This window comes from Micromonospora sp. NPDC005220 (assembly GCF_040607895.1).
Lineage (GTDB): Bacteria > Actinomycetota > Actinomycetes > Mycobacteriales > Micromonosporaceae > Micromonospora.
Genome location: NZ_JBEXHP010000049.1, coordinates 3,783 through 25,779, shown reverse-complemented (window position 1 = coordinate 25,779; position 21,997 = coordinate 3,783). Strand labels below are relative to the sequence as shown.

The 21,997-nt window shown below is 70.4% G+C and carries 24 protein-coding genes and 1 pseudogene; 5 read left to right on the top strand and 20 right to left on the bottom strand.

Going from position 1 to position 21,997, the window contains the following annotated elements; all coding sequences use genetic code 11:
- Positions 1–50: 50 nt before the first annotated feature.
- From ABZU52_RS19155 to ABZU52_RS19105, 11 genes are all read right to left on the bottom strand, one after another.
- The gene (locus tag ABZU52_RS19155; RefSeq protein ID WP_354972346.1) at positions 51–1,367 is read right to left on the bottom strand and encodes an alkyl sulfatase dimerization domain-containing protein; all 1,317 of its coding nucleotides are present in this window, start codon (positions 1,365–1,367) and stop codon (positions 51–53) included.
- A 140-nt stretch (positions 1,368–1,507) separates the two neighbouring features.
- Positions 1,508–2,269, bottom strand: coding sequence for a sulfotransferase family protein (locus tag ABZU52_RS19150; RefSeq protein WP_354972345.1), 762 nt, complete (start codon positions 2,267–2,269; stop codon positions 1,508–1,510).
- A 42-nt stretch (positions 2,270–2,311) separates the two neighbouring features.
- Positions 2,312–3,160, bottom strand: a complete 849-nt coding sequence (locus tag ABZU52_RS19145; protein WP_354972344.1) for an ABC transporter permease — start codon at positions 3,158–3,160, stop codon at positions 2,312–2,314.
- Positions 3,157–4,143, bottom strand: coding sequence for an ATP-binding cassette domain-containing protein (locus tag ABZU52_RS19140; protein WP_354972343.1), 987 nt, complete (start codon positions 4,141–4,143; stop codon positions 3,157–3,159). The genes ABZU52_RS19145 and ABZU52_RS19140 overlap by 4 nt, the downstream gene beginning before the upstream one ends.
- Before the next feature lie 62 nt (positions 4,144–4,205).
- A complete protein-coding gene (locus ABZU52_RS19135; RefSeq protein ID WP_354972342.1) occupies positions 4,206–5,459 on the bottom strand; it encodes a cytochrome P450 in 1,254 nt (417 codons plus the stop codon).
- Between the two features lie 34 nt (positions 5,460–5,493).
- Positions 5,494–6,537 (bottom strand): SRPBCC domain-containing protein, encoded by a 1,044-nt coding sequence (locus ABZU52_RS19130; RefSeq protein ID WP_354972341.1) that lies wholly within the window; start codon positions 6,535–6,537, stop codon positions 5,494–5,496.
- A 241-nt stretch (positions 6,538–6,778) separates the two neighbouring features.
- Positions 6,779–7,246 carry a YdeI/OmpD-associated family protein gene (locus tag ABZU52_RS19125; protein ID WP_354972340.1) on the bottom strand — a complete coding sequence of 156 codons (468 nt, stop codon included), beginning with the start codon at positions 7,244–7,246 and terminating at the stop codon, positions 6,779–6,781.
- A 37-nt stretch (positions 7,247–7,283) separates the two neighbouring features.
- Positions 7,284–7,997 (bottom strand): winged helix-turn-helix transcriptional regulator, encoded by a 714-nt coding sequence (locus tag ABZU52_RS19120; protein WP_354972359.1) that lies wholly within the window; start codon positions 7,995–7,997, stop codon positions 7,284–7,286.
- 68 nt (positions 7,998–8,065) lie between these two features.
- Complete coding sequence (locus tag ABZU52_RS19115) at positions 8,066–8,929, bottom strand: SRPBCC domain-containing protein (protein WP_354972339.1); 864 nt, start codon at positions 8,927–8,929, stop codon at positions 8,066–8,068.
- A gap of 65 nt (positions 8,930–8,994) precedes the next feature.
- Positions 8,995–9,639 (bottom strand): DUF6073 family protein, encoded by a 645-nt coding sequence (locus ABZU52_RS19110; RefSeq protein ID WP_354972338.1) that lies wholly within the window; start codon positions 9,637–9,639, stop codon positions 8,995–8,997.
- 89 nt (positions 9,640–9,728) lie between these two features.
- Positions 9,729–11,003 (bottom strand): HEAT repeat domain-containing protein, encoded by a 1,275-nt coding sequence (locus ABZU52_RS19105; protein ID WP_354972337.1) that lies wholly within the window; start codon positions 11,001–11,003, stop codon positions 9,729–9,731.
- A gap of 160 nt (positions 11,004–11,163) precedes the next feature.
- On the opposite strand from ABZU52_RS19105, the gene ABZU52_RS19100 reads away from it, so the two are divergent.
- Together ABZU52_RS19100 and ABZU52_RS19095 are read left to right on the top strand one after the other, a co-directional pair.
- The gene (locus ABZU52_RS19100; RefSeq protein ID WP_354972336.1) at positions 11,164–12,429 is read left to right on the top strand and encodes an AarF/UbiB family protein; all 1,266 of its coding nucleotides are present in this window, start codon (positions 11,164–11,166) and stop codon (positions 12,427–12,429) included.
- Positions 12,426–13,625 carry a KR domain-containing protein gene (locus ABZU52_RS19095; RefSeq protein ID WP_354972335.1) on the top strand — a complete coding sequence of 400 codons (1,200 nt, stop codon included), beginning with the start codon at positions 12,426–12,428 and terminating at the stop codon, positions 13,623–13,625. The genes ABZU52_RS19100 and ABZU52_RS19095 overlap by 4 nt, the downstream gene beginning before the upstream one ends.
- Here the strand turns inward: ABZU52_RS19095 and ABZU52_RS19090 are convergent.
- From ABZU52_RS19090 to ABZU52_RS19080, 3 genes are all read right to left on the bottom strand, one after another.
- Positions 13,598–14,170 (bottom strand): copper resistance CopC family protein, encoded by a 573-nt coding sequence (locus ABZU52_RS19090; RefSeq protein ID WP_354972334.1) that lies wholly within the window; start codon positions 14,168–14,170, stop codon positions 13,598–13,600. The genes ABZU52_RS19095 and ABZU52_RS19090 overlap by 28 nt on opposite strands.
- Positions 14,167–14,736, bottom strand: coding sequence for a hypothetical protein (locus ABZU52_RS19085; protein ID WP_354972333.1), 570 nt, complete (start codon positions 14,734–14,736; stop codon positions 14,167–14,169). Before ABZU52_RS19085 ends, ABZU52_RS19090 begins: the two co-directional genes overlap by 4 nt.
- Before the next feature lie 197 nt (positions 14,737–14,933).
- On the bottom strand, positions 14,934–15,695 hold the full coding sequence (locus tag ABZU52_RS19080) for a glucose 1-dehydrogenase (RefSeq protein WP_354972332.1): 762 nt from the start codon (positions 15,693–15,695) through the stop codon (positions 14,934–14,936).
- A gap of 86 nt (positions 15,696–15,781) precedes the next feature.
- On the opposite strand from ABZU52_RS19080, the gene ABZU52_RS19075 reads away from it, so the two are divergent.
- The gene (locus tag ABZU52_RS19075) at positions 15,782–16,633 is read left to right on the top strand and encodes a helix-turn-helix transcriptional regulator (protein WP_354972331.1); all 852 of its coding nucleotides are present in this window, start codon (positions 15,782–15,784) and stop codon (positions 16,631–16,633) included.
- An 87-nt stretch (positions 16,634–16,720) separates the two neighbouring features.
- Positions 16,721–17,524, top strand: coding sequence for an alpha/beta hydrolase (locus ABZU52_RS19070; protein WP_354972330.1), 804 nt, complete (start codon positions 16,721–16,723; stop codon positions 17,522–17,524).
- A 7-nt stretch (positions 17,525–17,531) separates the two neighbouring features.
- On the opposite strand, the gene ABZU52_RS19065 is transcribed toward ABZU52_RS19070, so the two are convergent.
- The 4 genes and pseudogenes from ABZU52_RS19065 to ABZU52_RS19050 form a co-directional block, all read right to left on the bottom strand.
- Positions 17,532–17,840 (bottom strand): hypothetical protein, encoded by a 309-nt coding sequence (locus ABZU52_RS19065; protein ID WP_354972360.1) that lies wholly within the window; start codon positions 17,838–17,840, stop codon positions 17,532–17,534.
- An 8-nt stretch (positions 17,841–17,848) separates the two neighbouring features.
- A pseudogene (locus ABZU52_RS19060) lies at positions 17,849–18,139 on the bottom strand (ATP-binding cassette domain-containing protein); the annotation flags it as partial.
- Between the two features lie 134 nt (positions 18,140–18,273).
- The gene (locus ABZU52_RS19055; RefSeq protein ID WP_354972329.1) at positions 18,274–19,200 is read right to left on the bottom strand and encodes an alpha/beta hydrolase; all 927 of its coding nucleotides are present in this window, start codon (positions 19,198–19,200) and stop codon (positions 18,274–18,276) included.
- Positions 19,193–19,660 (bottom strand): hypothetical protein, encoded by a 468-nt coding sequence (locus ABZU52_RS19050; RefSeq protein ID WP_354972328.1) that lies wholly within the window; start codon positions 19,658–19,660, stop codon positions 19,193–19,195. The genes ABZU52_RS19055 and ABZU52_RS19050 overlap by 8 nt, the downstream gene beginning before the upstream one ends.
- A 145-nt stretch (positions 19,661–19,805) precedes the next feature.
- Here ABZU52_RS19050 and ABZU52_RS19045 point away from each other — a divergent pair, with 145 nt between their 5' ends.
- The gene (locus tag ABZU52_RS19045) at positions 19,806–19,982 is read left to right on the top strand and encodes an ester cyclase (protein ID WP_354972327.1); all 177 of its coding nucleotides are present in this window, start codon (positions 19,806–19,808) and stop codon (positions 19,980–19,982) included.
- Positions 19,983–20,093: 111 nt separating this feature from the next.
- Here the strand turns inward: ABZU52_RS19045 and ABZU52_RS19040 are convergent, their stop codons facing one another.
- Positions 20,094–20,492, bottom strand: a complete 399-nt coding sequence (locus ABZU52_RS19040) for a cupin domain-containing protein (protein WP_354972326.1) — start codon at positions 20,490–20,492, stop codon at positions 20,094–20,096.
- Positions 20,493–20,664: 172 nt separating this feature from the next.
- Positions 20,665–21,789: a DICT sensory domain-containing protein gene (locus ABZU52_RS19035; protein ID WP_354972325.1), complete on the bottom strand. Its 1,125-nt coding sequence runs from the start codon at positions 21,787–21,789 to the stop codon at positions 20,665–20,667.
- Positions 21,790–21,997 lie beyond the last annotated feature (208 nt).

Below are 21,997 nucleotides of genomic sequence, written 5' to 3'. Positions count from 1 at the left end.
CCGGTTTCCGGGTACCGCCCCCGCTGTCTTGTCCTGCCGCGTTTCCGGTGTCAGGGCGCCCAGCGGCCGCCGCGCATGGTCGACCACGGGTCGACATCGTCGGCCTTGGCCTGAGACTCGGCCTGGGCCCAGGCGTAGATGCCCTGCGCCATCAACGCCGGCGTGCCGGCGGCGAGCCGCCCGAACACCTCGGCACGGGTCCGCTGCACGTCACGGTCGTCGGGAGCGCTCAACGCCGCCCACTCGGCCAGTTGGCCGGCGAGGTCGAGCCGGCCGCGGTCCGCCGCGTCGAGGGCGCGGTCGGCCAGGCGGGACGCCCCGCCCGCGAGCTGCGCCACCTCGGCGGCCAGGTCGGCGCGCGGTGCCGGCTTGACGGTCGACGGGTCACCGTCGTACCAGCCGCCGTAGGTGCGCCAGACGGTGCGGATGATGAACTGCGGATCGTCGTAGGTGGGGCGCAGCCACGGCTGGGCCAGCAGGTCGGACACCTCCGGCGTGACCAGGCGGGCGTGCAGGATCTCGTCGAGGGTGCAGCCCTCATTCATCATCGCCACCACGCCGTCGTGCAGGGTCGACAGCAGCGTCGCCGACCCGAGCAGCGTCTCGCGGACGCGTTCGGCCCCCACCACGGGTACACCGTGGCCGGGCAGCAGGATCTCGGCACCGAGGCCGGCCATCCAGCGCAGCGCTCGCACCCACTCGGCCACGTGGCGCCGGACCTTCTGCGGGTTGCCGGCGTTCGGCGCCACCCAGGCGTAGAAGTCGCCGCAGCACAGGATGCGCCGGTCGGGCAGCCAGGCCATCGTCGCGTCGTCCGTCTCGCCGCGGCCGTGCCGCAGCTCCATCGCCAGGTCGCCGTGCCGCAAGGTGAGCGTGTCGAGATAGGTGCGGTCGGGTTCGCGATAGTCGCTCGGCCAGGTGATGCCCGGAGCGCGGAACTGGCGGCGGTTGATCGTCGCGTTGTACCCGCCGGTCAGCCGGTAGCGGGCGAAGCGCTCCGGCACGGCGGCGTGCGCCACGACCGAGATGCCGGGGTCGCGGCGATCGGCGGCCTCCTCCTCGAACGGTGGCAGCCCGAGGACGTGGTCGATGTGGCCGTGGGAGTAGACCGCGGTGACGACCGGCGCCGTGCTGCACGACCGCACCGCGGCGTGCAGCGCCGCCGCGGTGTTGCGGTCGCCGGTGTCGAACAGCACCAGACCGTCGGCCGTTTCGAAGACGTAGACGTTGCCGGTCGCCGCCCACATCCACACACCGTCATCGATCCGGCGGAGTCCGTCCTTGCGAAGCTCACCCTTGTAGTAGGCGAACAGCGGCTCGTCACCGCGCCAGGCCCGGTCCGCGTAGTCCTCGAGTTCCTTGTCCACCGACACTCCCGGTCCGGTCGCAGGGATCGTGCAAACGGGTTGGCCGAACGAACGCAGGCCGAAAATCGGCCGTGGCGGCAGGGCCCGGACGCGACCGGACTGCCGGAGCGGCCGGCGGGACGACCTCGGAGGCGGCCGGCTCAGCGGCTCTCGCCGGCCGCCTCCGGGGCGTCCTGCGTACGCCGAAACCGGCTGACCGCGCGGCGCACCGGATCGGTCACCATGCGGGCCAGGCCACGGGTGACGAACAGCCGGCTGTCCCGTTGGAAAGCGTCCTGGTCATTGTCGTGCGGGAAGGCAACGATGGGCACTCCCACGCCGAGAAACTTGCACAAGGCGGGCCATCCTTCCGATACTCGATAAACCAGGAGGCGCTCAGCCGGAACGCATTCCTGGACGTCGCGGACATGCTTTTCGAAGACCTCGACGGCATATTCCTCATCATGAATCGGCCCGTCACCGAAATGGCGCCGGAACACCCCGTCGAAGATTTCGTTGAACGCGCCGAAACGCCGGTCGACGGCCCGCAGCGGCACTTGCATGGCGGGGACGAGGAGCCGGCTGAGCCAGTCCTGTCGGTAGGCCATGAAAATGGTGCGCATGCACGAGCGGTGCCATTGCACCGGGTCGCGTACGGTCAGGATGACCTTCGCCTCCGGGTACCGCTCCACGAGCTCGCGCCAAAACGCCGCCGCGGGCCAGTCGACGGTGGACCGGTAACCGGCGAACACCTCGTCCCAGTCCACATCAGCCCCGGCCACGGCCGCCTGCCAGTGGGCCAGCCGTGCCGGGTCCTTGAGGATCTCCTTCGTGTGGTAGGTGGGACCCGTCCCGAGAATGTTGAGAGCTTCCCGCAGAGAGGCGGTGCCGGTACGGCCGAAGCCGACGCCGATGACCTCCATGTCGTGGGTTCCTCCTGCCGATCGCCGGGTCGACCCCCACCGTCAGGTGCGCGCCGTGGCCTTGCGGAACAGTGCCGTGGCCAGCGGTACGAAGACCACCAGCAGGCCGAGCGACCACAGGACCGACGCCACGGCGTCGCTGCCCGGTGAGACGCCGTTGAAGTAGTCGCGAGCCGCGTTGATGGTCAGCGTGACCGGGCTGTTGTCGCTGAACGGCCGCAGCCAACCGGGCATCGACTCGGACGGCACGAATGCTGAGCTGACAAAGCCGAGCAGGAACATCCACGGCATCGCGGTGCTCTGCGCACCCTCGGCGCTGGATGCGGTGACACCCACGATCGACAGCACCCAGCAGAGCGCGAACCCGAACAGCAGAAGCACGCCGATCCCGGCCAGCACCTGCGCGAACGTGCCGTGCAGCCGGAACCCGAAGGCGTACCCGACCGCACCGGTGACCACGAGCGCGATCAGGTTGCGGAAGGTCTCGGCGAGAGTGCGGCCGATCAGCACGGCGCTGTCGCTCATCGGCAGCGAGCGGAACCGGTCCATCATGCCGTTCCGGAGATCCTCCGCGATGCCCACACACATGCCGGCGATGCCACCGAAAACGACGATCTGCCCGAAGACCCCCGGCAGCACGAACTGCTTGTAGTCGCCGCCCGGAACCGAGATGGCGCCGCCGAACACATAGGTGAAGAGGATGAAGAACATCATCGGCTGCAGGATGGCGGCCATCAGCTGGTCGGGACGGCGCTGCATGTGCCGGATGTTGCGCCCGGCCAGCAGCAGCACGTCGCCCACGAACCAGCCCGGCCCCCGGCGCTCGGGCAGCGCCTCCCATGCCGGCGTGGGGGTGTCCCGCTGCCGGGTCGTCGATTCGTCGACGGTCACTTGCGCTCTCCCTTCCGAGCGGACGACGTCTCGGCGCCGGCCGCGGCGGCACGGCTGCCGGTCAGGGCGAGAAAGACGTCGTCGAGGGTGGGGCGCCGGACCACGTGGGTCGCCACCCGGATGTCGTGGTCAGCCAGCCGGTGCAGCGCGTCGGCCACCCGGACCAGATCGTCGCCCATCCTGGCGGTGATCTGCGCCAGCGACCGGTCGGCGACGGGCTCCTCGCCGCCCGGGGTGCGCAGCACGGCGACCGCGTCGTCGAGCCGGGCGGGATCCTCGAGCACGAACTCCACGCGGTCCCCGCCGACGCGCGACTTCAGCTCCGACGGAGTGCCCTGGGCCACCGCCCTGCCCTTGTCGAGCACGGTGATCGTGCGCGCCAGCCGGTCGGCCTCGTCCAGATACTGCGTCGTCAGCAGGACGGTGGTGCCCTCACGGACCAGCATCTCGATCTCGGTCCACAACCCGAGCCGTGACTCCAGGTCTAGACCGGTGGTGGGCTCGTCGAGGAAGAGCACGCGCGGCCGGATGAGGATGCTCGTGGCGAGGTCGAGCCGCCGGCGGGTGCCGCCCGAGTAGGTCTTCACCTGCTTGTCGGCGACCTCGTCCAGACCGAAGCGGGCGAGCACCTCACCGGTGCGCCGTCGGGCCTCGGCCCGGCCGATGCGGTAGAGCCGGGCCACCAGCTCGACGTTCTCCCGGCCGGTGAGGACCGGGTCGACGGCGGCGAACTGGCCGGTGAGCCCGATCATCGCGCGGACCCGCCCTGGCTGCTTCGCCGCGTCGACTCCGTAGATCTCGACGGTGCCGGAGTCGGCCCTGAGCAGAGTGGACAGAATCCGCACGGTCGTCGTCTTGCCGGCGCCGTTGGGGCCGAGCAGACCCACCACAGTGCCGGGCGCGGCATCCAGCGACAAGGCGCTGACAACCTTATTTTTGCCTAGCTGCTTGCTGATGTCCCGCGCTCTGATCGCGTCCGCCATACCGGCACCCTACCATCCACTATATCTTCGCGCAGTTGTTCAACTTGCGTTTCCCATAGTTGTCAGTCGAGCTGCCGGAGCCGCACCCTCAGGGACGCGAAGTCGCGCAGCGGGATCGTGCGCCGCCGCACCGGCGGTGCGGCCAGAACGAGGCCGGGAGCGGCGGCACGCAGCCGGCGGAGCAGCACGGCGATCTCCAATCTGGCCAGTCCCGCGCCGAGGCAGTAGTGGATACCCGCGCCGAAGCTCAGCGGCATGGGACCGGTGCGACCCGGGTCGAACACGTCCGCGTCCGGGAACGCCTCCGGGTCCCGGTTCGCGGACCCGATCAGCAGCCGCACCTGCGCCCCCTGCGGAATGACGACCCCGCCCAGTACCACGTCCTCACCGGTGAAGCGCAGGCCAGGTGCGACCTGCACGGGCGACCCGAAACGCAGCGTCTCTTCGACGAACTTGCGGGTGCCGTCCTCGGTCTCCAGCCAACGTCCACGTGCGGGGTCCTCGAGCAGCAGCAACAGCGCGTTGTCGATCGCGGTGGCCGTGGTCTCGAAGCCGGCCGACCAGAGGGTGAACAGCAGGGTACGCAGTTCGGCGTCGTCGAGGCTGCCGTCCTCGGCGTCGCGCACCTGCACGAGCGCCGAGACGAGATCGTCCCGCGGATCCCGGCGGCGCTCCACGATCAGGGCGTCGAAGTAGGTGCCCAGCTCACGAAAGGCCTCGTCGGCCCGCCGGACCGCGTCGGGAGTCGCGGCAGGATCGACGACGTTCATCATTTCGGGCACGTTGCGGGCCAGCGACTCCCGGTCGGGCTCCGGGATGCCGATCAGGTCGGACATCATGTGCATCGGCATCGGCACCGAGACGTCGGTGTGCAGATCGACCGTCGCGCCGTCGTTCAGGCGTTCCAGCACGCCGGAGATGAGCCGGTCCGACCACCGTTCCATGGAGGCTTGCATGTCGGCCACCCGACGGCTGGTGAACCCGTGCCCGATCAGCTTGCGCAGCCGGGTGTGCTTGGGCGGGTTGCTGCCGACCAGCGAGCTGACCAGCACGTCGTAGGCCTCGTGCTCGACGGCCTGCGGGAACATCTGCGCCATCGCGTCCGGGTGCGCGCCGGGGAAGACCTCGGCATGCTTGAGCACGTACTGCACGTCGGCGAACCGGCTCACCAGGTACGCGCCGAACTGGCTGCGGTAGACCGGCGCGGTCTCGCGCAGCCAGGAGTAGATCGGGTACGGGTCGGCGGTTGCGGCCGGCGACATGAGCTGGATCAGGGCGTCCGGCGCCCCGACCCCGACCTGATCGGACAGTGTCATCGCAGCTGCGCTCCTCAGAGGGTGACGACGCGGGTCAGGACCAGCCGTGCTGATGCGACGGCGAGGGCCGGGGCGAGGTCAGGTTCTGGGCCCGGACCATCGAGTCGCGGAAGAAGCCGCAGATGATCTCGCGTTCCTCGCGCTGCAGCTCGGTGGGGAGGTTCTCCCAGTTGTCCACGAAGATCTGGAAGAGGCTACGGCCCACGCCGGCCGGCTCGATGTAGAGCTTGCCGTTGAGCTCGACGGGCCACGAGGCCCGCCGCAGACCGAACTCCAGCCACGGCAGGTAGGAGGGGAACTGCTGGTTCGGTTCGACGTGGCGGTGCACCGACATCTCCACCACGCCGCTGGCGTCTCCCATGATCAGCGTGAGTTTGTCGCCGTCGGTGAACGTGCCGAAGCGGCGCTGGAGCCAGTAGCGCAGCGACTCCGGCTTGGTCAGCAGCTCCCAGGCGTCGTACGGCGTGGACTCCAGCTCGATCTGCACGTACGGGCCCATCCGCCGCCACGGCCAGCGCCAACTCGTGCCGGTACGCAGATAGCCGGCGAGCTGGTCGAGAATGCCCGGCCACCCGTTGCCGTTCCAGCCGCGCCAGTCCGACGGCGAGTTGAGGGCCTCCTCGGTCGCGGTGATCCGGGTGCCACCGTCGGCGGTGGCGTCCAGTTCCCAGATGACCCGGGTGGCCGGTCCGACGCCGACCCAGCGCCAGAAGTGCTTGAGCTCGGCGTGACCGTCGCGCGGTGGCTCCGCCACGAGCGGCCGGCAGTGGAAGAACTCGCCGTCCTCGAAGTCGAGCAGGACGTCGCTGCCGATGGCGGTCAGCGAGCCCCGGCACCGCGCCAGCCAGAAGCGGATCTCGTCCGGTGTGGTGAGCGCCTGCCAGACCCGCTCGATCGGGTTCGGGATCTCGACGACCGCGACGAGGCGCTCCCAGCGGTCCTGCACGATGGAGCGGGCCTGGATCGCGTTGAGCGGTGGAAAGGTGCCCAGCACCCGCGACGGTTCGAGTTCGGCGAAGTCCGGCCAGGACGTCTCCGTGGTATGTGCTCCGTTCAACTCTGCCGATTCGACGGACACGGTCTGCCTCCCTGGGATGCGACCTGGGCCGGCTCGAGGACGACGGGCGGCCACCGGACCGCTGACGGGCACCACGGATCACCGATCGCCGCCGGAGCGGCGCCGATCGGTGCGTGGGAGTCAGGATCAGGTGCGTCGCGTGCCGCCGTCCGGGGCCGGAACGCGTACGCCGATCGTAGGAAGGCCGGAGGTCTCGCCGCTTCTCGCAGCTTGCGCAGCGCTGCCCGGGGCCGGCCCTGGGTCAGCCCTTGAGCACCCGACCGGCGCTGAGCAGCTCGACGGCCTGGCTGATTCTCCGGGCCCGGGTCTCCGGCTGCTTGGCGCCGGTGATCCAGGTGACGTACTCCTTGGTCCGCGAATAGGACAGCGTGCCGAAGAAGGCCTGGGCGTCGGGGTGCTCGCCGAGCGCGGCGGTCAGGTCGTCGGGCACCTCCACAGTGCGCGCAGCGGTGTCTGGTTTCAGGCTGACGCGCACGTCGTCCCCCGCCTCCACGCCGGCCGCGGCGCGGACGGTCTTGTTGACCACGATGTACCGGTTGCCGTTCGGCCCGGTCATCACCGAGCCGGCGTACGGCGTGTCGTTGATCCGCCCGGTCACCGGGATCCGCGCCGAGGCACCCAGCCGGCTGGCGATCTCGGGTGGAACGGTGACATAGGTCCACGCCCCGACCTGCTCGCACACCAGCGTGCCGCCGAACGTCTCGCTCATCTGCGCTCCCTCACATCTCGTCCGCGGACCGATGGCGTCACACCGGGGCGGGCCCCACGTCGGCCAGCCGGTCCGTGGAAACCGTCACGTCGGGGGTGATGCCGAGCAGTCGGAGGCACCGGGTGACCGCCGCCGGCACACCGACCGCCGCAATCTGCCCGCTGACCAGCGCCTCGATCGGGTCGAGCTGCCGCATGCCGAGGCTGAAGAAGCTGCGTGCGTCGGTCCGGACGGTCAGCGTCGGCTCCTCGGCCGGCCCGGCACCGACCTCAGCATGGCCGGCCCGGACGTCGACGTGGAAGATCTCGTCGTCGACCCGGAACTCGTAGCTCTCGTCGACCCCGCCGACGCGTCCGTCGTCCACCATGGCCTCGATGGCGAGGACCGCCCAGGACGCGCGTACCGTGAACCCGGACGGAAGCTCGTGCCCCGCGGCGTAGGCCAACCCGAAGCGGGACAGCCCGAGGATCGGCTCGTGCAGCGACCGGCCCAGGTCGGTCAGCTGATAACCACCGGTGCGTTTGCGAGGCTCGGTGGGCGTCAGCAGGCCGGCGTCGACCAGCGCGGCGAGCCGCGCGGCAAGTAGGTTGGTGCCAATGCCGGGTAGCGCTTCCAGTAACTGATTGTAGCGACGAGGGCCGTGCAGTAGTTCGCGAATGATGAGCAGAGTCCATCGCTCGCCCACCACATCCAGGGCGTAAGCGAGGGCACACTGCTGGTCATAAGAGCGTTTCCCGCGTACCCCGTTCACTTCGTCCACCCTCCGGCTGTCATGCTACTTGAGTATTGCATGACAATTTGGTGGCGGCGAGTGACCGGCTATCCGGGCGGAACCGACCGGCGGGCGAGCTCCCGCGCGCAGTCGGCGGCGGCTGTCCACGCGGCAGCGAAGCGGCGGCGCAACGCGTGTGCGCGGTTGTCCGGTAGCCCGAGGTCGCGCCAGCCCTGGTGGCTGAACTCCAACCGCTGGCGGTCGGCCAGCGGTTGCACAGCCACCTCCGCAGTGGTGCCGGCACCGCGCTCGGTGACCTGCACGGTGAACGTCACCGCCCCCTCCCGCGTCGACCAGTCGTCCAGCGGGAAACGGCGTGGCCCGTCGGCGTCGACCACGAAGAACCACGCGGGACGGAAACCGTCGCTGGCGACCGGGAGCCATCGGTAGAGCACAGACGGTGCGAACGCATCCCAACCCAGCGGCAGGTCGACCGAGCCGTCGATGTCGGACCGCCAGTCGTAGCGCGTCGAGCGGCCGGTGCGCAGGTACCCGTCGAGTCGTTGCAGGAAGTCGGTCCAGCCGGCCCGCATCTGCTCGATCTCGGCCGGCGGCCGCACCGGGTCGGCGTCCTCGACGGTGAGCCGCGCGCCGCCGCCGGCGGCGGGCTCGGGCCGCCAGGTGATGTGCTGCTCGGGGCCGACGCCGAGGAACGACCAGGTGAACTCGATGAGCCGATGGTCGGTGACGCGCACCGGAGTGACCACGAAGAAGTCACCGTCGCCGAAGTCGATCCGCCACGGCGTCCGGACGCGCCAGTCGCCGCAGGGCGTGCCGAACCAGGCGGCGAGACGGACCGGGTCGGTCAGGGCCGCCCAGAGCTCGTCCACGTCGACCGGCACGGTGACCGCCATCCGGACCGGAGCCGCGGCGAGAAGCCGCCGGGTCGGGTCCCCGCCGTGATCGTCCATCGTCTCCTCCTGATCAGCGAACGCGGGCCGGACCACCCTGCGTCCGGCCCGCGTCGATCACACTGCTACATCGCGTCCTTGGCGAGGTAGCCGCCCATCGTGAACCTCAGGCTGGTCACGTACGCGACCGGGTCCTTCTCCGGGTACCGAGTGTCGTGCAGCGGCAACATCCGGTAGATCTGCCCCTTGCCGGGCGAACCGGCCGGCGGAATCTGCCGGACGTCGTCGATGGTCAGGATGATCGGCTCCTTGTTCATCAGCTTCAGGCCGAGCTTCGGCATGTCGAAGATGGCGCCGACCGCCATGCGGCAGGCCTTCGCCGACGGGCCCTCACCGGCGTACGGGTCGAAGGGCGTTCGGATCTGACCGGTCGACAGGCAGTCGGGGTTCAGCGTGACGGTGATCTCGCCGAGTTCCTCGCAGCTGCCGGTCATCTTCATCTCGATCAGGTTCGTGTAGACCTCGGCGGTCGCCCAGTCCTCGGAGGTCGGCTGCGAGCGCACGACGCGGACGTAACCCTCGAACGGCACGGTGTACTCGCCGACGCCGGGCACGGCGAACGTGTCGACCGAGGTGATGCCGAGGTTGTCGATGCCGGGAACCGGCGGCGTCCACGGCTTGACCTCGGTGCCGACGTACCGGTTGGGGACGCCGTCGGTGGAAACCGGCCGGCCGTAGATCACGGAGGGCTTGCTGGTCGGGGCTGTCATGGTCTTCTCCTCCTGAAAGTTCGGCGCGGCCTGGGCCGCCCCGGACGCATCACATGGATCGGGGGAACGGATGCGGGGTACCGCGCCCGTCAGGGCATCAGCGCGGTGTGGTCGCAGCAGGTCAGGCCGGCCTCGTCCGGGACACCGTCCTGGTCGGAGTCGATCTCGCCGTCGACCGTGGAGTACACGTCGCGCGAGTTCATGTCGATGCGCCCGTCGCCGTCCCAGTCGTTCAGCTTGCCCTTGAACGTGCCGAGGATGAAAGCGTTGGTCATCGGGCCGACCTCGGGGTCGTGGAGCGTGGACAGCACGCCGTTGCCCGGGGTGAGGACCTGCTCGATCGAGCGGCCGGCGATGCGGGCCAGGTTGACGTAACCCCAGCCCTGGAAGCGGCCGCGGACGTAGCGGATCGCGGCCTCCTCGCGGATCTGGAACTTCGGCTCCAGGTGCCAGGTGCCGTACCGGGCGAACCCGATGTTCGCTTTGCGTACGCCCTCGCTCGGGTCGTCGGCACGGCCGGACTTGAAGAAGGTCCTCGGCACCAGGGACTCGAAGAAGAAGTTGCCCCGGTCGCGGCGCGTCCGGTCGGTGAAGCCACGGAACAGGTAGTTGTCGCAGTGCGGCGAACCGTCGGCGTGCAGGCCGGAGATCGTCTTGGCGATCACCAACTGGCGCTCGCGGGTCTGCACGTTGGGGCAGGCGTGGGCCTGGCCGTAGATCCGCGCGAGGCCCTGCGGGGCCAGCGAGATCTTGCCCCAGTGCGTGTTCGACTCGTCGAGACGCACGTACAGGTCGCAGTGGATCAGCAGGTAGATGGTCTCGTCGAAGGTGCGGCCCGGCGTGTAGAGAGCGTCCCGGCCGTCGAACGACGGGTCACCGCTCTGCAGCTCGCTGATGAACAGCTTGGACCATTCGGCGATCTCCGGGTCGGCGTCGCCGAGGAACTTCTGCAACGTCGAGATCGCCTGGGCGCCGCCCAGCTTCTCGATCGCCCACAGCGCGTCCCACCGCACCTCCCGGTTGGTGTCGTGGCGGACGACCTCCTCCAGGAGTTCGAAGGCGTCGGCCTGGTCGCGATCGGCGTACTCGTACATCGCCTGCTCGCGCATGGCCGGGTCGGCGTGGTGCAGGGCGTCGTGACGCAGTTCGTCGTTCGTGCGGTTGTCGAGCCGGATCGCCACCCGGTTGAGGGCATACCCGAAGTCACTCGCCCACGCCGCCGGGTCGCCGGCCACCAGCCGGGGATCCACGTTGCTCAGGGTGGTGCGGTACGCGAAGTTGAGCGCATCGCGCTGTTCGGTGCCGAGGTCCTCGAGCAGTGCGGTTCCCTGCGGCCATGTCCGGACCTCACCGTCGGCGGACACTGGAGACTTGTTACATAGATCGATCGCCATCTCGCATTCCCTTCGGTCGATTCCCGTCAGGCCCAACACGGAAGACGCTATAGAAAAATGAACCTAGGCACTTCTCACGCCTTTCCATCCCTCCCTAAGCTGTGGGTACATGTAGCGATCGGGGGCTCCGATGGTGGCTTTCACGCCGACGTTCGTACCGCGCTCGTCCCTACCGCAGATGTCCGGCCGCGCCGCGGCGTGGGCGGCGATCACGGCCCGGCACCTCGCCGCCGCAGCCGGCCGACGGCTCACCCGGCGGGCCTCGCCGTCGTCCGCCGTGGGGACGACGCTGCTCACCCGGCTGGGCCCGACATTCGTCAAGGGGGGTCAGATCCTGGGCACGCGCCGCGATCTGCTGCCCGGACGGTGGTGCGACCAACTCGCCCGGCTGAACGACCGGGTCCCGGCGATGTCCGCCCGGGAGGCGCGTGCGGTGCTGGACGAGGCCTATCCGGACGGGGCACCGTTCCTGCGGATCGGCACCGAGCCGGTGGCCAGCGGCAGCATCGCCTCGGTCTACCGGGCCTGGCTGCGCGACGGCACGCCGGTGGCCGTCAAGGTACGGCGCGGCGGCATCGGCCCGCGGATGCGCCGCGACCTCGACCTTCTCGGTGCCGCTGCCGGGCTGCTCGAGCGCCTGCCCGGCCTGCGCAAGGTGCCGATGCGCCGCATGCTGGGCCACGTCTCCACCGCCGTGTTGCGGCAGCTCGACTTCGCGCAGGAGGCGACGGCGCTGTTGCAGCTGCGACACAACCTCGCCGACGTCGCGTCGTTCCGGATCCCGGCACCACTGCCGGCGCTCTGCCGCGATGGTGTCCTGGTAATGGAGTGGATCCCGAACCTACGACAGTTCAGGCCCGACGACCTCAACCGCGAGCAGCGCCGCCAGATCGTCCGGCGCGTACTGCAAGGCGTGTACCGGATGCTGTTCGTCGACGGGCTGGTGCACTGCGACATGCACCCCGGCAACCTCTACCTGCGGGTGGAGGAGGTGGTGCTGCTCGACGCGGGCTTCGTGGTCCGGCTCGAGCCGCACGTACGGCGGCTGTTCGCCGAATTCTTCCTGTCCATGTCGATGGGTCGCGGCCAGCAGGCCGCCGAGGTCATCCTGCGCAGCGCCGAGCACGTACCGCCGGGGTGTGACGTGCCATCGTTCCAGGCCGGCGTGCGGGACCTCGTGGTGCGCAACCACCGCCGCACCGCCGGGCAGTTCCGGCTCGCACCGTTCGCCGCGGAGCTGTTCAACCTGCAGCGGCGGTTCGGCATCACGGCGGCGCCGGAGTTCGTCTTCCCGCTGATGTCGCTGCTCGTCCTCGAAGGGATGATCAACGACTTCGACGTGGACGTGGACTTCCAGGCCGAGGCCATCCCCACCCTGCTCGCAACCCTGCGATGAGGACCGCGCTCGACATCCGGAGGGCCGGGGAACGAGAGGTTGCGCCGTCCGGCGACGCGCGGGCGTACCGGTGGACGGTTGTCGGCCCGGAGCGGCACCCGCTCGCCGCGGCGCTGCGGGCGGCAAGCCGTGACGACGCGCCGGAGGCGGTCGCCGTGCTGCTCGGCCGCACCTTCCACCAGGTCGACAACCGTCGTCTGCTGCGCGCGATCAGGACGGCCGTGGCACGGGGCAGCCGGCTCGCGGTCGTGCACCTCGGCGCGGGCGGCGGCAGCCTCGCTCGCACCGCGGCCATCGAACATCCCGGCCTGTCCTGCGTGGTGGCGGAGCTGACCGGCGGCCCCACTCCGGCCGCCGTGCGCGCCGCCACCGCCCTGGTCGCGGCCGCCTCCCCGGTCACCGCGGAGGTGCGGGTGGACCGGGACGGCCGGCTCAGCACCACCGACTGGCACCCAACCGACCTGCCCGCGGCGGCCGGCACGGCCGGTCCCGCCGGAACCGTGCTGGTCACCGGCGGGCTGGGCGGGCTCGGCCTGCGGGTCGCCGCCGTCCTGGCCTGCCGGCACGGCCTGCACCCGATCCTGGCCGACACGGCCACGCCCGAGCGGCTCGGCACCGCGGCCCGCTGGCATCTCGACCGCATCGCGGCGACCACGGGTGTGACAGTGCGCCGGGCCGACGTCAGCGACGGCGCCGCAATGCGCCAGGCACTCGCCGGCACGGGAAGCGGCCCGCTGGTCGGTGTCGTGCACTGCGCCGGGCTGCTGCGTGGCGGCCCCGTCACGGCCGGCACGGCGGCCGGCCTGACCGCCGTCCAGGCGGCGAAGGTGGACGGTCTGCGCCACGCGCTGGAGGTCGTGGACCGGCACGCCCTGCGCCGGGTGCTCGTCTTCGGCTCCATCACGGCCGAGCGGCCGCATCGCAGCCTCGGCGCGTACGCCCTGGCCAACGAGCTGCTGCGGCGCTGCGCCGTACGCCTCGCGGCCGACCTGCCGGCGGCGGCGACGCTGGTGGCGGAATGGTCGATCTGGAGCGGCGCCGGCATGGCGCACGGCACACCCGGCGCGGTGGCGGCGGCCCGGCGGCTCAACCTTCCGCCGGTGCCGCTCGGTCCGGGCATGGCCGCCGTGGACGCGTTGTGGCGCCTGCCCGCTGCGCCGGGCCGGGCTCAGCGCCTGCTGATCGCCGGACGCTGAGCCGCGGTGGGCGGCGGCTCAGCGCCTCGCCGCGGCCGCAGGACGAGCATCGCGATGGCCCCGAACAGCACGACGGCATTGACCAGGAGCAGCACGGCACTCAGCGGGTCGATCCCGTGCTCGTGAGGCGGGGCGGCCGCCCCGCCGCCCTGCTCCGACAGCCGCGCCGGCCGTACCCCGGTGCCGACGCTGAACCAGAGTGTGCCTGTCCTCTCACCGGCGTCGGCGAGCACGACGTGGTAGGTGACGCTGACATCGCCCCGCTCGGCGCCCCGGACCGTCTGCACCAGGGCCCGGTCACCGCTCGGCCGCAGCTCGCCGACGGACAGCGACCGCCCGGCGACGTCCCGCACCGCCACGTGCGAGGCGACAGCCACCGGCCGCCCGGTGAAGACCAGCTCGACCACAGCCGGCGCCGAGGTCAGGACGGCACCGTTGGCGGGGACGCTGCTCACCACGCCGGAGTCGGCCCGCGCAGCTCCGGTCCAACCGAACAGGACCGCGAGGCCCACCACGACGGCGGAGGCCCACCCACCGCGGGTCACACACCACCCCGCGTCACGGCCAGCGCCGGAGCCATCCGGCGGCCGGCGCAGGCGCACACCATGGCCTGCTCCTCGGCGGGGGAGGGCCGCAGATGCCGGTACATGGCGATGACCATCGGGATGAAGACGACGGAGTTGTAGAACAGGTGCAGCTCGACACGCGGATAGACCGCCTGGAGCAGGCTCGTGGGCACCGCGCTGCCGAACAGGAAGTGCCCGGTCTGCGCCTGGATCAGCAGCAGCAGGTGCTCGATGTGATGCCAGAACTGGAGGACCAGGGCGATCGTCCACCAGGTGCGCGCCTGACCGGCGAACCCCGGGCGCAGCAGGACGAGACCGACGAGCATGAGCAGCGCGTACCCGTAATGCATGACCTCGGACGTCACCAGCCAGGGGTAGAACTCCCCGAGGACACCCCGCGCCTGCGGGCGGGGCCAGCCGAGCGCCCAGATCTGGTACGCCTGGACCAGATGCTCCGCCCAGTGCGCGAGGACGACGACCATGAAGGCCGACAGTGCGATGCGGTGATGACGACCGTTGAGCGCGCCGATGAACCCGTTCGACATGCGGTATCCCCCTCGCCAGCGATCACGGAAAGCACACGAATCGACGCTAGGCGTCACGGGGGCGAGCCCTCTTCTCCCAGATTGCTCATCCGGCTCGCGGGCCGCCAGCCCTGTCCGGTCGGCCAGTCCTCGGGGCGGCCCCTGAAAGAGCACCGCGCGGATCTTTCCACCTCGGTGCGTTGAGCGGTGGCGTCGAATCAGTTGCCGGCGCCGCCGTCGACGCGCAGGATCGTGCCGGTCACGTAGGACGCGCGGTCACTGAGCAGCCAGGCCGCGGCCTGGGCGATTTCATCGGGCTCGGCCTGGCGGCGCAGCGGGGTCATCGAAACCAGGCGCTCGACCAGGCGTGGCGAGTCGGCCTGCCAGGTGTCGATCATGTCGGTGCGGGTATTGCCGGGTGCGATGGCGTTGACCCGGATGCCCTCAGGACCATAGTTGATCGAGGCCGACTCGGTCAGGCTGTTGACCGCGCGCTTCATGGCCCCGTACGCGGGCAGTTCGGGGTTGCCTCGCAGGCTGCCGACGCTGGTGTTGTTGACGATCGCGCCGCGGCCGGACGTCGCCCGGATGGCGGCGACCTGGGCCGACATGGCCAGCCAGACGGCGCGCAGGTTGACCTCGTAGAGCCGGTCGAAGTCGGCCAGGGTGACGCGGTCGACCGGGCCCGGCGGCGTGATCGTGGCGCCGTTGTTGAACGCCACGTCGAGCCGTCCGAACACCGAGACGGCGTGGTCGACGGCGGCGCGCACGCTGTCCGGGTCGGCGAGGTCGGCCACGACGTACTCCGCGGCTCCTCCGGCCGCACGGATCTCGTCCGTCACTGCTTTGAGCTGGTGTTCCGAGCGTGCTGTCAGCAGCACCCGGGCGCCCTCACGGGCGAAGAGCCGGGCCGCCGCGGCTCCGATGCCGCGGCCCGCGCCGCTGACGAATGCGACCTTTTCGTTGAGCAAAGTTGTCATGCTTCGAGCCTGTCCGGGCCGGTCCGGCTCATCCAGTTAGCGACGGTACCTGGATAGCGCGCGCCCCTCCCGGGCAGACTTGTCGCATGGACCGTCGAGAACTGGCCGACTTTCTGCGGTCGAGGCGCGAGCGCATCACCGCGCGCGACGTGGGCCTGCCCGCGGGCCGGCGCCGGCGCACTCCCGGCCTGCGCCGTGAAGAAGTGGCGCAGCTGGCCCACATTTCCACCGAGTACTACACCCGGCTCGAGCAGGCCCGCGGCCCGCAGGCGTCGCGCGAGGTGCTGTCCGGGCTGTCCCGTGCGCTGAGGCTCTCCGACGCCGAACGCGATCACCTGCACTATCTGGCGGGCACGCTGCCGGTTCCGGCGTCGGGTCCGTCGCGTGAGGTGCGCCAGAGCCTGCTCGACCTGCTCGACCGTCTTCCGCAGGCGGCCGCCGTCGTGCTGTCCGCCACCTTCGACGTCCTTGCCTGGAATCCGCTGGCCGCGGGCCTGCTCGAAGATTTCACGACGGTGCCCGTCCGCGAGCGGAACCTGGCCCGGCGCACCTTCCTCGGGCCGGATTCCCGCGGCCAGATCCTGTACGGGGTCGGCGACCACGCCGAGTTCGCCCGGCATTGCGCCCATCGGCTGCGTGCGGCGGTGGCCCGCTATCCGGGCGACGCGGGTGTGACGGCGCTGATCCGCGACCTGCGCTCGGGCAGTGAACACTTCCGCGAGCTGTGGGCGTCGCACGATGTCACCGACGAGGTGATGCTGCGCAAGACGTTCCACCACCCGGCCGTCGGCCCGATCACACTCAACTGCGACGTGCTCGACATCGCCGACCGCGACCAGCGCGTGGTCATCTACACAGCCGTCCCCCGCTCCGCCGACGAAGAGGCGCTTCGCCTGCTCTCGGTCATCGGAACCCAGCGCATGGAGGTCGCCGGCTGACCGGCAGTCACCGTCGTGCGCCGGGACATGGCTGTCACGCCGAACGGGACCTTCCAGGTCTGCTGACTCCCCGCCGAATCACTGCCCTTGGCCGGTCGTCGTGCAAAGGCGAATCACGCGGTTCAGCGTGCTACGGTCCGGAAAATGACCGAAACCGTTCCCCTGACCCACGACGTCAACGGCTCCGGGCCGTTGCTCGTCGCCATCCACGGCATGACCGAGAACCGCCATTTCTGGGACAGTGTGCCGCTCGACGAGCACTTCCGCGTCATTCGCGTCGACCTGCGCGGGCACGGTGAGTCGCCACGGGTCGGGCCGTACGATCCGTGGACGCTGGCCGACGATGTGCACGAGGTGCTGAACACTCTGCGAATCGAGGAGCCACCCCTGGTGATGGGCCACTCCTACGGCGGAGTGGTGGTCACCGCCTACGCCTCGCGTTTCCCCGTCCGCGGCGTTGTCAACGTCGATCAGACGCTCAACATCACGCCTTTGCCCGCGCCGGTCGCCGAAGCCGTTCGCGGAGATGGCTACCGGCAGTTCATGACGGCGGGCTTCACCCGGATGTACGGCGAATTGGATCCGGCCGTGGCCGGGGAACTGAGCGAGCGGCGTGAGATTCGTCATGACGTTCTGGTCGACGCGTGGGCTCCGCTGCTCGATCTGAGCTCGGACGAGCTGACCGCGTTCGTCGCCGACCTGATCCCGGCCCGGCCTACGCCCTATCTGTCGATCCACGGCCTGCCGGTGGACGACTCGTACGCGAGGTGGCTGGACGACCGGATTCCCGGCGCGGTGGTCGAGGTTGCACCCGTCGTCACCCATTACCCCCACCTGGCGGACCCGTCGTGGTTCGTGCAGCGGCTCACCGCCTTCGACGGCACCATCTGACAGTGCCTTAAGCCTCCTCGATGCCCGTCTCAAGCGCCGGAGGCAGGAGTTTCTGCGCGAGGACGCAGGCCCGCCCGAGCACGTCGACCTGGGCGGCGTTGTACAGCGCGACCACCGCCTCGACGACCGTCTGCCGGATGACCTGTTCGCCGGCCGACACATGCGGAGCGGGATCGCTCAACCAGGGGTAGTCGACGATATGTGTCGCGAGAATCGGTGCGAGCCTTTCCGCCAGGTCCTGGCGGGTTGCTTCATCAGCGTCGGCCGGCAGCCCGTCGAACTCCTGATCGACGGGGCCGTTGTCGGCCTCCACCATGGTCCGCCCTCGTCAACGCGGGAGCGCGGAATGCCGTTCGTGCGAGCCAGGGCCAGTAGGTGGCTGACCGCCGAGCGGCCGGGGTGTACGGCCTTGGCATCGAGCAACACGCCGATCTCGCGCAGCGGTGCCTTCGACGACGCGTACGGCTTGCCGTTGACCAGCACGTCACCCGAGGTCGGCGAATCGAGGCCAACGACCATCCGCATGGTGGTCGATTTGCCGGCGCCGTTGGGGCCGAGGAAGCCGGTGACCACGCTAGGTCCGGGCACAGCCCCCAGCCTGGTACCGCGGTTCACTTTTCCGGCCCGCCGTTGGTACCCAGGTTCTACCGGCCATCGCTACGATGAACGACCCCCGTCACTGTTGAAGATCGCCGATGATCTCACCCAAAGATCGGGTCGGCAGGCGAGGCCCAGCGATTCGAACAGGATCAGGCTTGAATTCCGCGTGCGGCGTGAGGGCTGAGGAAGTTGGTGATGAGGGTGGCGAGCTCCTGTGGGCGTTCGGCGACCATCGCGTGGCTGGCGCCGGCGAGGTGCCGCACCCGCAGAGACGGGTTGTTCACGGTGGCAAGTCGTTCGGCGGTGACGGTGCGGTACGCCTCGTAAAGGCTGTGAAACGGCTGTTGTTCGGGGAGGTCCTCGGTGGCGAGAACGAGCAGCAGCGGGCAGCGGACGTCGCGGTAGGCGGGCATCAGGTCGAGGGAGTCCATGGCATCCCGGAGCTGCCGGGTGAGCTCCGGGCCGGGCCGCAGCCGGCTGCGGCCGTCGTCGCCGGGCACGAGGTTGCGTTCGAAGGCCGCCACCCAATTGTCGGGTGCGGCGCCGTAGCGCTGGGCCATGGCACGCTGGCCCGCCAGCGTGGCGGCCACCTGTTCGGCGGTTAGTGGTTCGGCCAGCATCGCGGCCATCCCGTCGAAGACGGCCCGCAGCTTGGCCAGCTCGGTCTCGGCCTGCTCCGGATCCAGCCCGGCGAGCTGGTCTGGACGGTTCAGCGGCGGATTGCCGTCGAGGCTGACGGCACCGGGGCACTCCGGGTGACGCTGTGCCCAGAGGGTGGCGAGCATGCCGCCGAGGGAGACGCCGACCACCGCTGGGGAGGTGAGGCCGAGGTGGTCGCAGACGGCGGCCAGGTCGGCCAGTACGTCGTCCCAGCGCCACGGGCCGTCTCCGGACCGGCCGTGACCACGCAGATCGACGGTGATCACCCGGTGGGTCGGGCGCAGGCGCTCGGCGAGGGTGGTCATCTGGGCGAGGTTGCCGCCAGCGCCGTGAAGGAGCAGCAGCGGTTGTCCGGGTCCGCCGAAGTCGCGGATCGCGATGGGCACCGTCCGGGAGTGAATGATGCTCTCAGGCACGTCGGGTTCCTTCCTTGAGCAGTCGGTCGCGTACGGAGGCGGAGCGCACGCCGCCTTCGGGGTGGCGGGCGAGCTTGTCGCGGGAGACCAGGTCGTGCACGCCCTGGCGGGTGATGCCGAGCATGGCGCCGGCCACCGCGTACGACACGGATTCGGCGGTCGGGTGGCCGACCCGTCGCGCGACGGCCTGGCCGAGAGGACTGCGCCACCAGTCGATGGGTGGGTCGAACGGTCTGTCCCCCGGGTAGAGGGTGGAAATCGCGCGCATGACCACGCCGACGGCGGCCCGGTCGTCGCCGCTGACGATCGTGGTGGCCCAGGATCGGGCCCGCTCCCGGATGAGGGCGCGCAGCGGGTCGATGGCGTTGTGGCCGTCGACCAGGATTTCGAGGGGGTCGAGCAGGCGGATGTCGATCAACCGGATGAGATGCTCGGTCAGTTCCTCGTCGGTTGGCGCCATGCTGTCTCCTCCGCTACTTGACACCTATCGTCAAGTACTTGACGTCGAGTGTCAAGCACGATGGCGTGAGCACGGTTAGCGGGACGGTCGGCCGGTGTCCGGGCATCGGCGGCGTTACCGCAACGTGGGGCCGCGGAGAAACCGGGTGGCCGCCCGTTTGATCGACACGGGCACGCCGATCGCACAGTGGAACGGCCTGGCCCCCACCGGGGCATCCGTGAAGTTCGCCGAGACCGCCTTCTACGAGGTGCAGGACGGCCGATTCAAGAACATGTGGTACCTGATGGACGCCGATACGGTACGCCGACAGCTCGCCGGCTGACCTGACGCAACGCTCCACTGTGGGACCGCCGCCGACCTCGTTGACTGAACGGATGGGCGTGGCAGTGGTGCGGCGTTGCCCGGTGCGCTGAGCGGAGGCCCGGCGAGGTGTTCACGGCATGGTGAAGTCGGCGAACTCGAAGCCCGGACTCACCACGCAACTGACGAGAACGTGCCTGTCGCCCGCCGGTTTCGCGGACTGCCACTCGCCCGCCGGGACCAGGATCTGCGGGCACTCGGCACTCAGGATCGTCGGTCGACTGTCCCTACCGACTGTCAACGCCAGCGGCCCACCCGAGTGCCAGAACCAGATCTCGTCCGACCGCACAGTGTGCCAGGCCGACGAGTCACCCGGCTCGAGAAGGAAGAGGATCGCCGTCGCGGCGGCACGGCTGCCCGGGTAGCCATCGGGTTCGAACGTGACAGCGGACCGATAGGTTTCCCTGAACCATCCGCCTTCGGGATGCGGCTGCAGATCGAATTGTTCGGCAAGAGGCGGACGTAGGGTCATGAGGGGCCACTGTAGTGGCCGACATCGCGGAGGTACGCGACTTCGGGCTTCGCTCTCGAAGTCAGAACGTGACGTGTCGGGTCCGGTCCCCGGTCCAGGCCGCTTCGAGGATCGCGGTCAGGCTGGTGGTGTCGGTCGGGCCGGGATGGGGCGCCGCCGAGCAGCTCCCGACTCAGCGGACACCGGCTGGCGCCGGGGCGGGCTCCGGTGCCACGGTGGCCAGCGGCACCCCCTGCTCCACCGCCCACGACAGGGCGTGCCGGACGTCGGCCACCGGCAGCGGTCGGCGGGCGGTCACCGCGACGGCGGCGTGCACGTCGAACGCGACGAACGGGTACGAGCGGGCCAGCCCAGCGACGCCCTCCCGGACCCGGTCGGCCACTTCGATCGCCTGATCTTCGTTGAGCGACGGCAGCACCAGCAGGTACTCGTGTTCGGCCAGCCGGACCGCCCGGTCGCTGGGTCGCAACGGCGCGGTGAGCGCGCTGAGCACGGCCTGCGTCTCCCGGGCGGCGCTGCGCCGGCCGAACCGCTCCGGGGCCCCGGCCGGCTCGGCCACCCGGACCGCGACCAGCGCCACGGGCAGAGTGCCGGAGGCGGTGATCCCGTCCAGGCCGGTCCACCGCCGCATAGCCGCGTCGTCGAGCAGCGTGCCCGGCTGTGCCGACACGTCATCGGGCCGGCGGGTGGCGTCCCGCGCGACCAGTGCCCGCTCCCCGCGCTGCAGCAGCAGCCGGATCGCCGCCTCGCCTCGCGCCTCGCCGGGCGTCGCCGGCAGCTCACGGGCCCGGCTCAGCACGTCGTCGAGCACCAGCAGCGCGGCCCGGGGCAGCCGGTCGCCGAGTTGCCCGCGCAACCTGACCATCTCGTGCAGTGCGTCGTCCCGGCGGAAGCTCCACCCGCCGTCGAAGAGCCGCCCAGCCTCGAGCGTCGCCGCCGTGGGCTCCACCTCCATCCGGTCGTGGGCCACCAGCGTCGCACCGAACCGCGGCGTGAGCACCAGCACCGACCACTCCCGGGCCAGCGGCTCCGCCTCGTCCAGCAGCACGCCGTACGTGCCCTGGGGTAGCGCGGGCGGGGTGGGACCAACCATCCCGATCACAGTGACCGCCGCGGTCGCCGCGATGCGCTGGTAGAGCGCGCTCTCCCGTTCGAAGTAGGGCATCCGCTGAAAGAGCGCCACGACCACCGTGGGGCCGTCCTCGGCGGGGGCGAGGGCCGCTCGCTCGATCGCGTGCGAGACAGCGACGAGGCTGCGCTTGGTCAATCGCTCCGGGATGCGTCCACTCTGCAGCACCGGGTGAGCCTATCCGCCCCACGGCGCTGTCGCCGCGACGAGACAGTCCAGCATCGCTGGTCGTGTGGCTCGCCTGACTCCGGTGGTCGAGCTGGGACGATGATTTGTACCTTCGGCTGTCTTTCGGCCTGCTCTGGCTAACTCGGTGTCGGCGGGTGCCCGGCGTTCCCCCGTGCCCCGGCCCCCCCCCACCCCCCCAGTCACAGAC

What these genes read in the sequence shown, in the direction of transcription:
- ABZU52_RS19150 (WP_354972345.1), bottom strand. Translation starts at nt 2,269, where the DNA reads ATGGAGGTCATCGGCGTCGGCTTCGGCCGTACCGGCACCGCCTCTCTG.
- ABZU52_RS19140 (WP_354972343.1), bottom strand. Translation starts at nt 4,143, where the DNA reads ATGGCGGACGCGATCAGAGCGCGGGACATCAGCAAGCAGCTAGGCAAA.
- ABZU52_RS19135 (WP_354972342.1), bottom strand. Translation starts at nt 5,459, where the DNA reads ATGACACTGTCCGATCAGGTCGGGGTCGGGGCGCCGGACGCCCTGATC.
- ABZU52_RS19125 (WP_354972340.1), bottom strand. Translation starts at nt 7,246, where the DNA reads ATGAGCGAGACGTTCGGCGGCACGCTGGTGTGCGAGCAGGTCGGGGCG.
- ABZU52_RS19115 (WP_354972339.1), bottom strand. Translation starts at nt 8,929, where the DNA reads ATGGACGATCACGGCGGGGACCCGACCCGGCGGCTTCTCGCCGCGGCT.
- ABZU52_RS19110 (WP_354972338.1), bottom strand. Translation starts at nt 9,639, where the DNA reads ATGACAGCCCCGACCAGCAAGCCCTCCGTGATCTACGGCCGGCCGGTT.
- ABZU52_RS19100 (WP_354972336.1), top strand. Translation starts at nt 11,164, where the DNA reads ATGGTGGCTTTCACGCCGACGTTCGTACCGCGCTCGTCCCTACCGCAG.
- ABZU52_RS19095 (WP_354972335.1), top strand. Translation starts at nt 12,426, where the DNA reads ATGAGGACCGCGCTCGACATCCGGAGGGCCGGGGAACGAGAGGTTGCG.
- ABZU52_RS19085 (WP_354972333.1), bottom strand. Translation starts at nt 14,736, where the DNA reads ATGTCGAACGGGTTCATCGGCGCGCTCAACGGTCGTCATCACCGCATC.
- ABZU52_RS19080 (WP_354972332.1), bottom strand. Translation starts at nt 15,695, where the DNA reads ATGACAACTTTGCTCAACGAAAAGGTCGCATTCGTCAGCGGCGCGGGC.
- ABZU52_RS19075 (WP_354972331.1), top strand. Translation starts at nt 15,782, where the DNA reads ATGGACCGTCGAGAACTGGCCGACTTTCTGCGGTCGAGGCGCGAGCGC.
- ABZU52_RS19065 (WP_354972360.1), bottom strand. Translation starts at nt 17,840, where the DNA reads ATGGTGGAGGCCGACAACGGCCCCGTCGATCAGGAGTTCGACGGGCTG.
- ABZU52_RS19050 (WP_354972328.1), bottom strand. Translation starts at nt 19,660, where the DNA reads ATGGCGCCAACCGACGAGGAACTGACCGAGCATCTCATCCGGTTGATC.
- ABZU52_RS19040 (WP_354972326.1), bottom strand. Translation starts at nt 20,492, where the DNA reads ATGACCCTACGTCCGCCTCTTGCCGAACAATTCGATCTGCAGCCGCAT.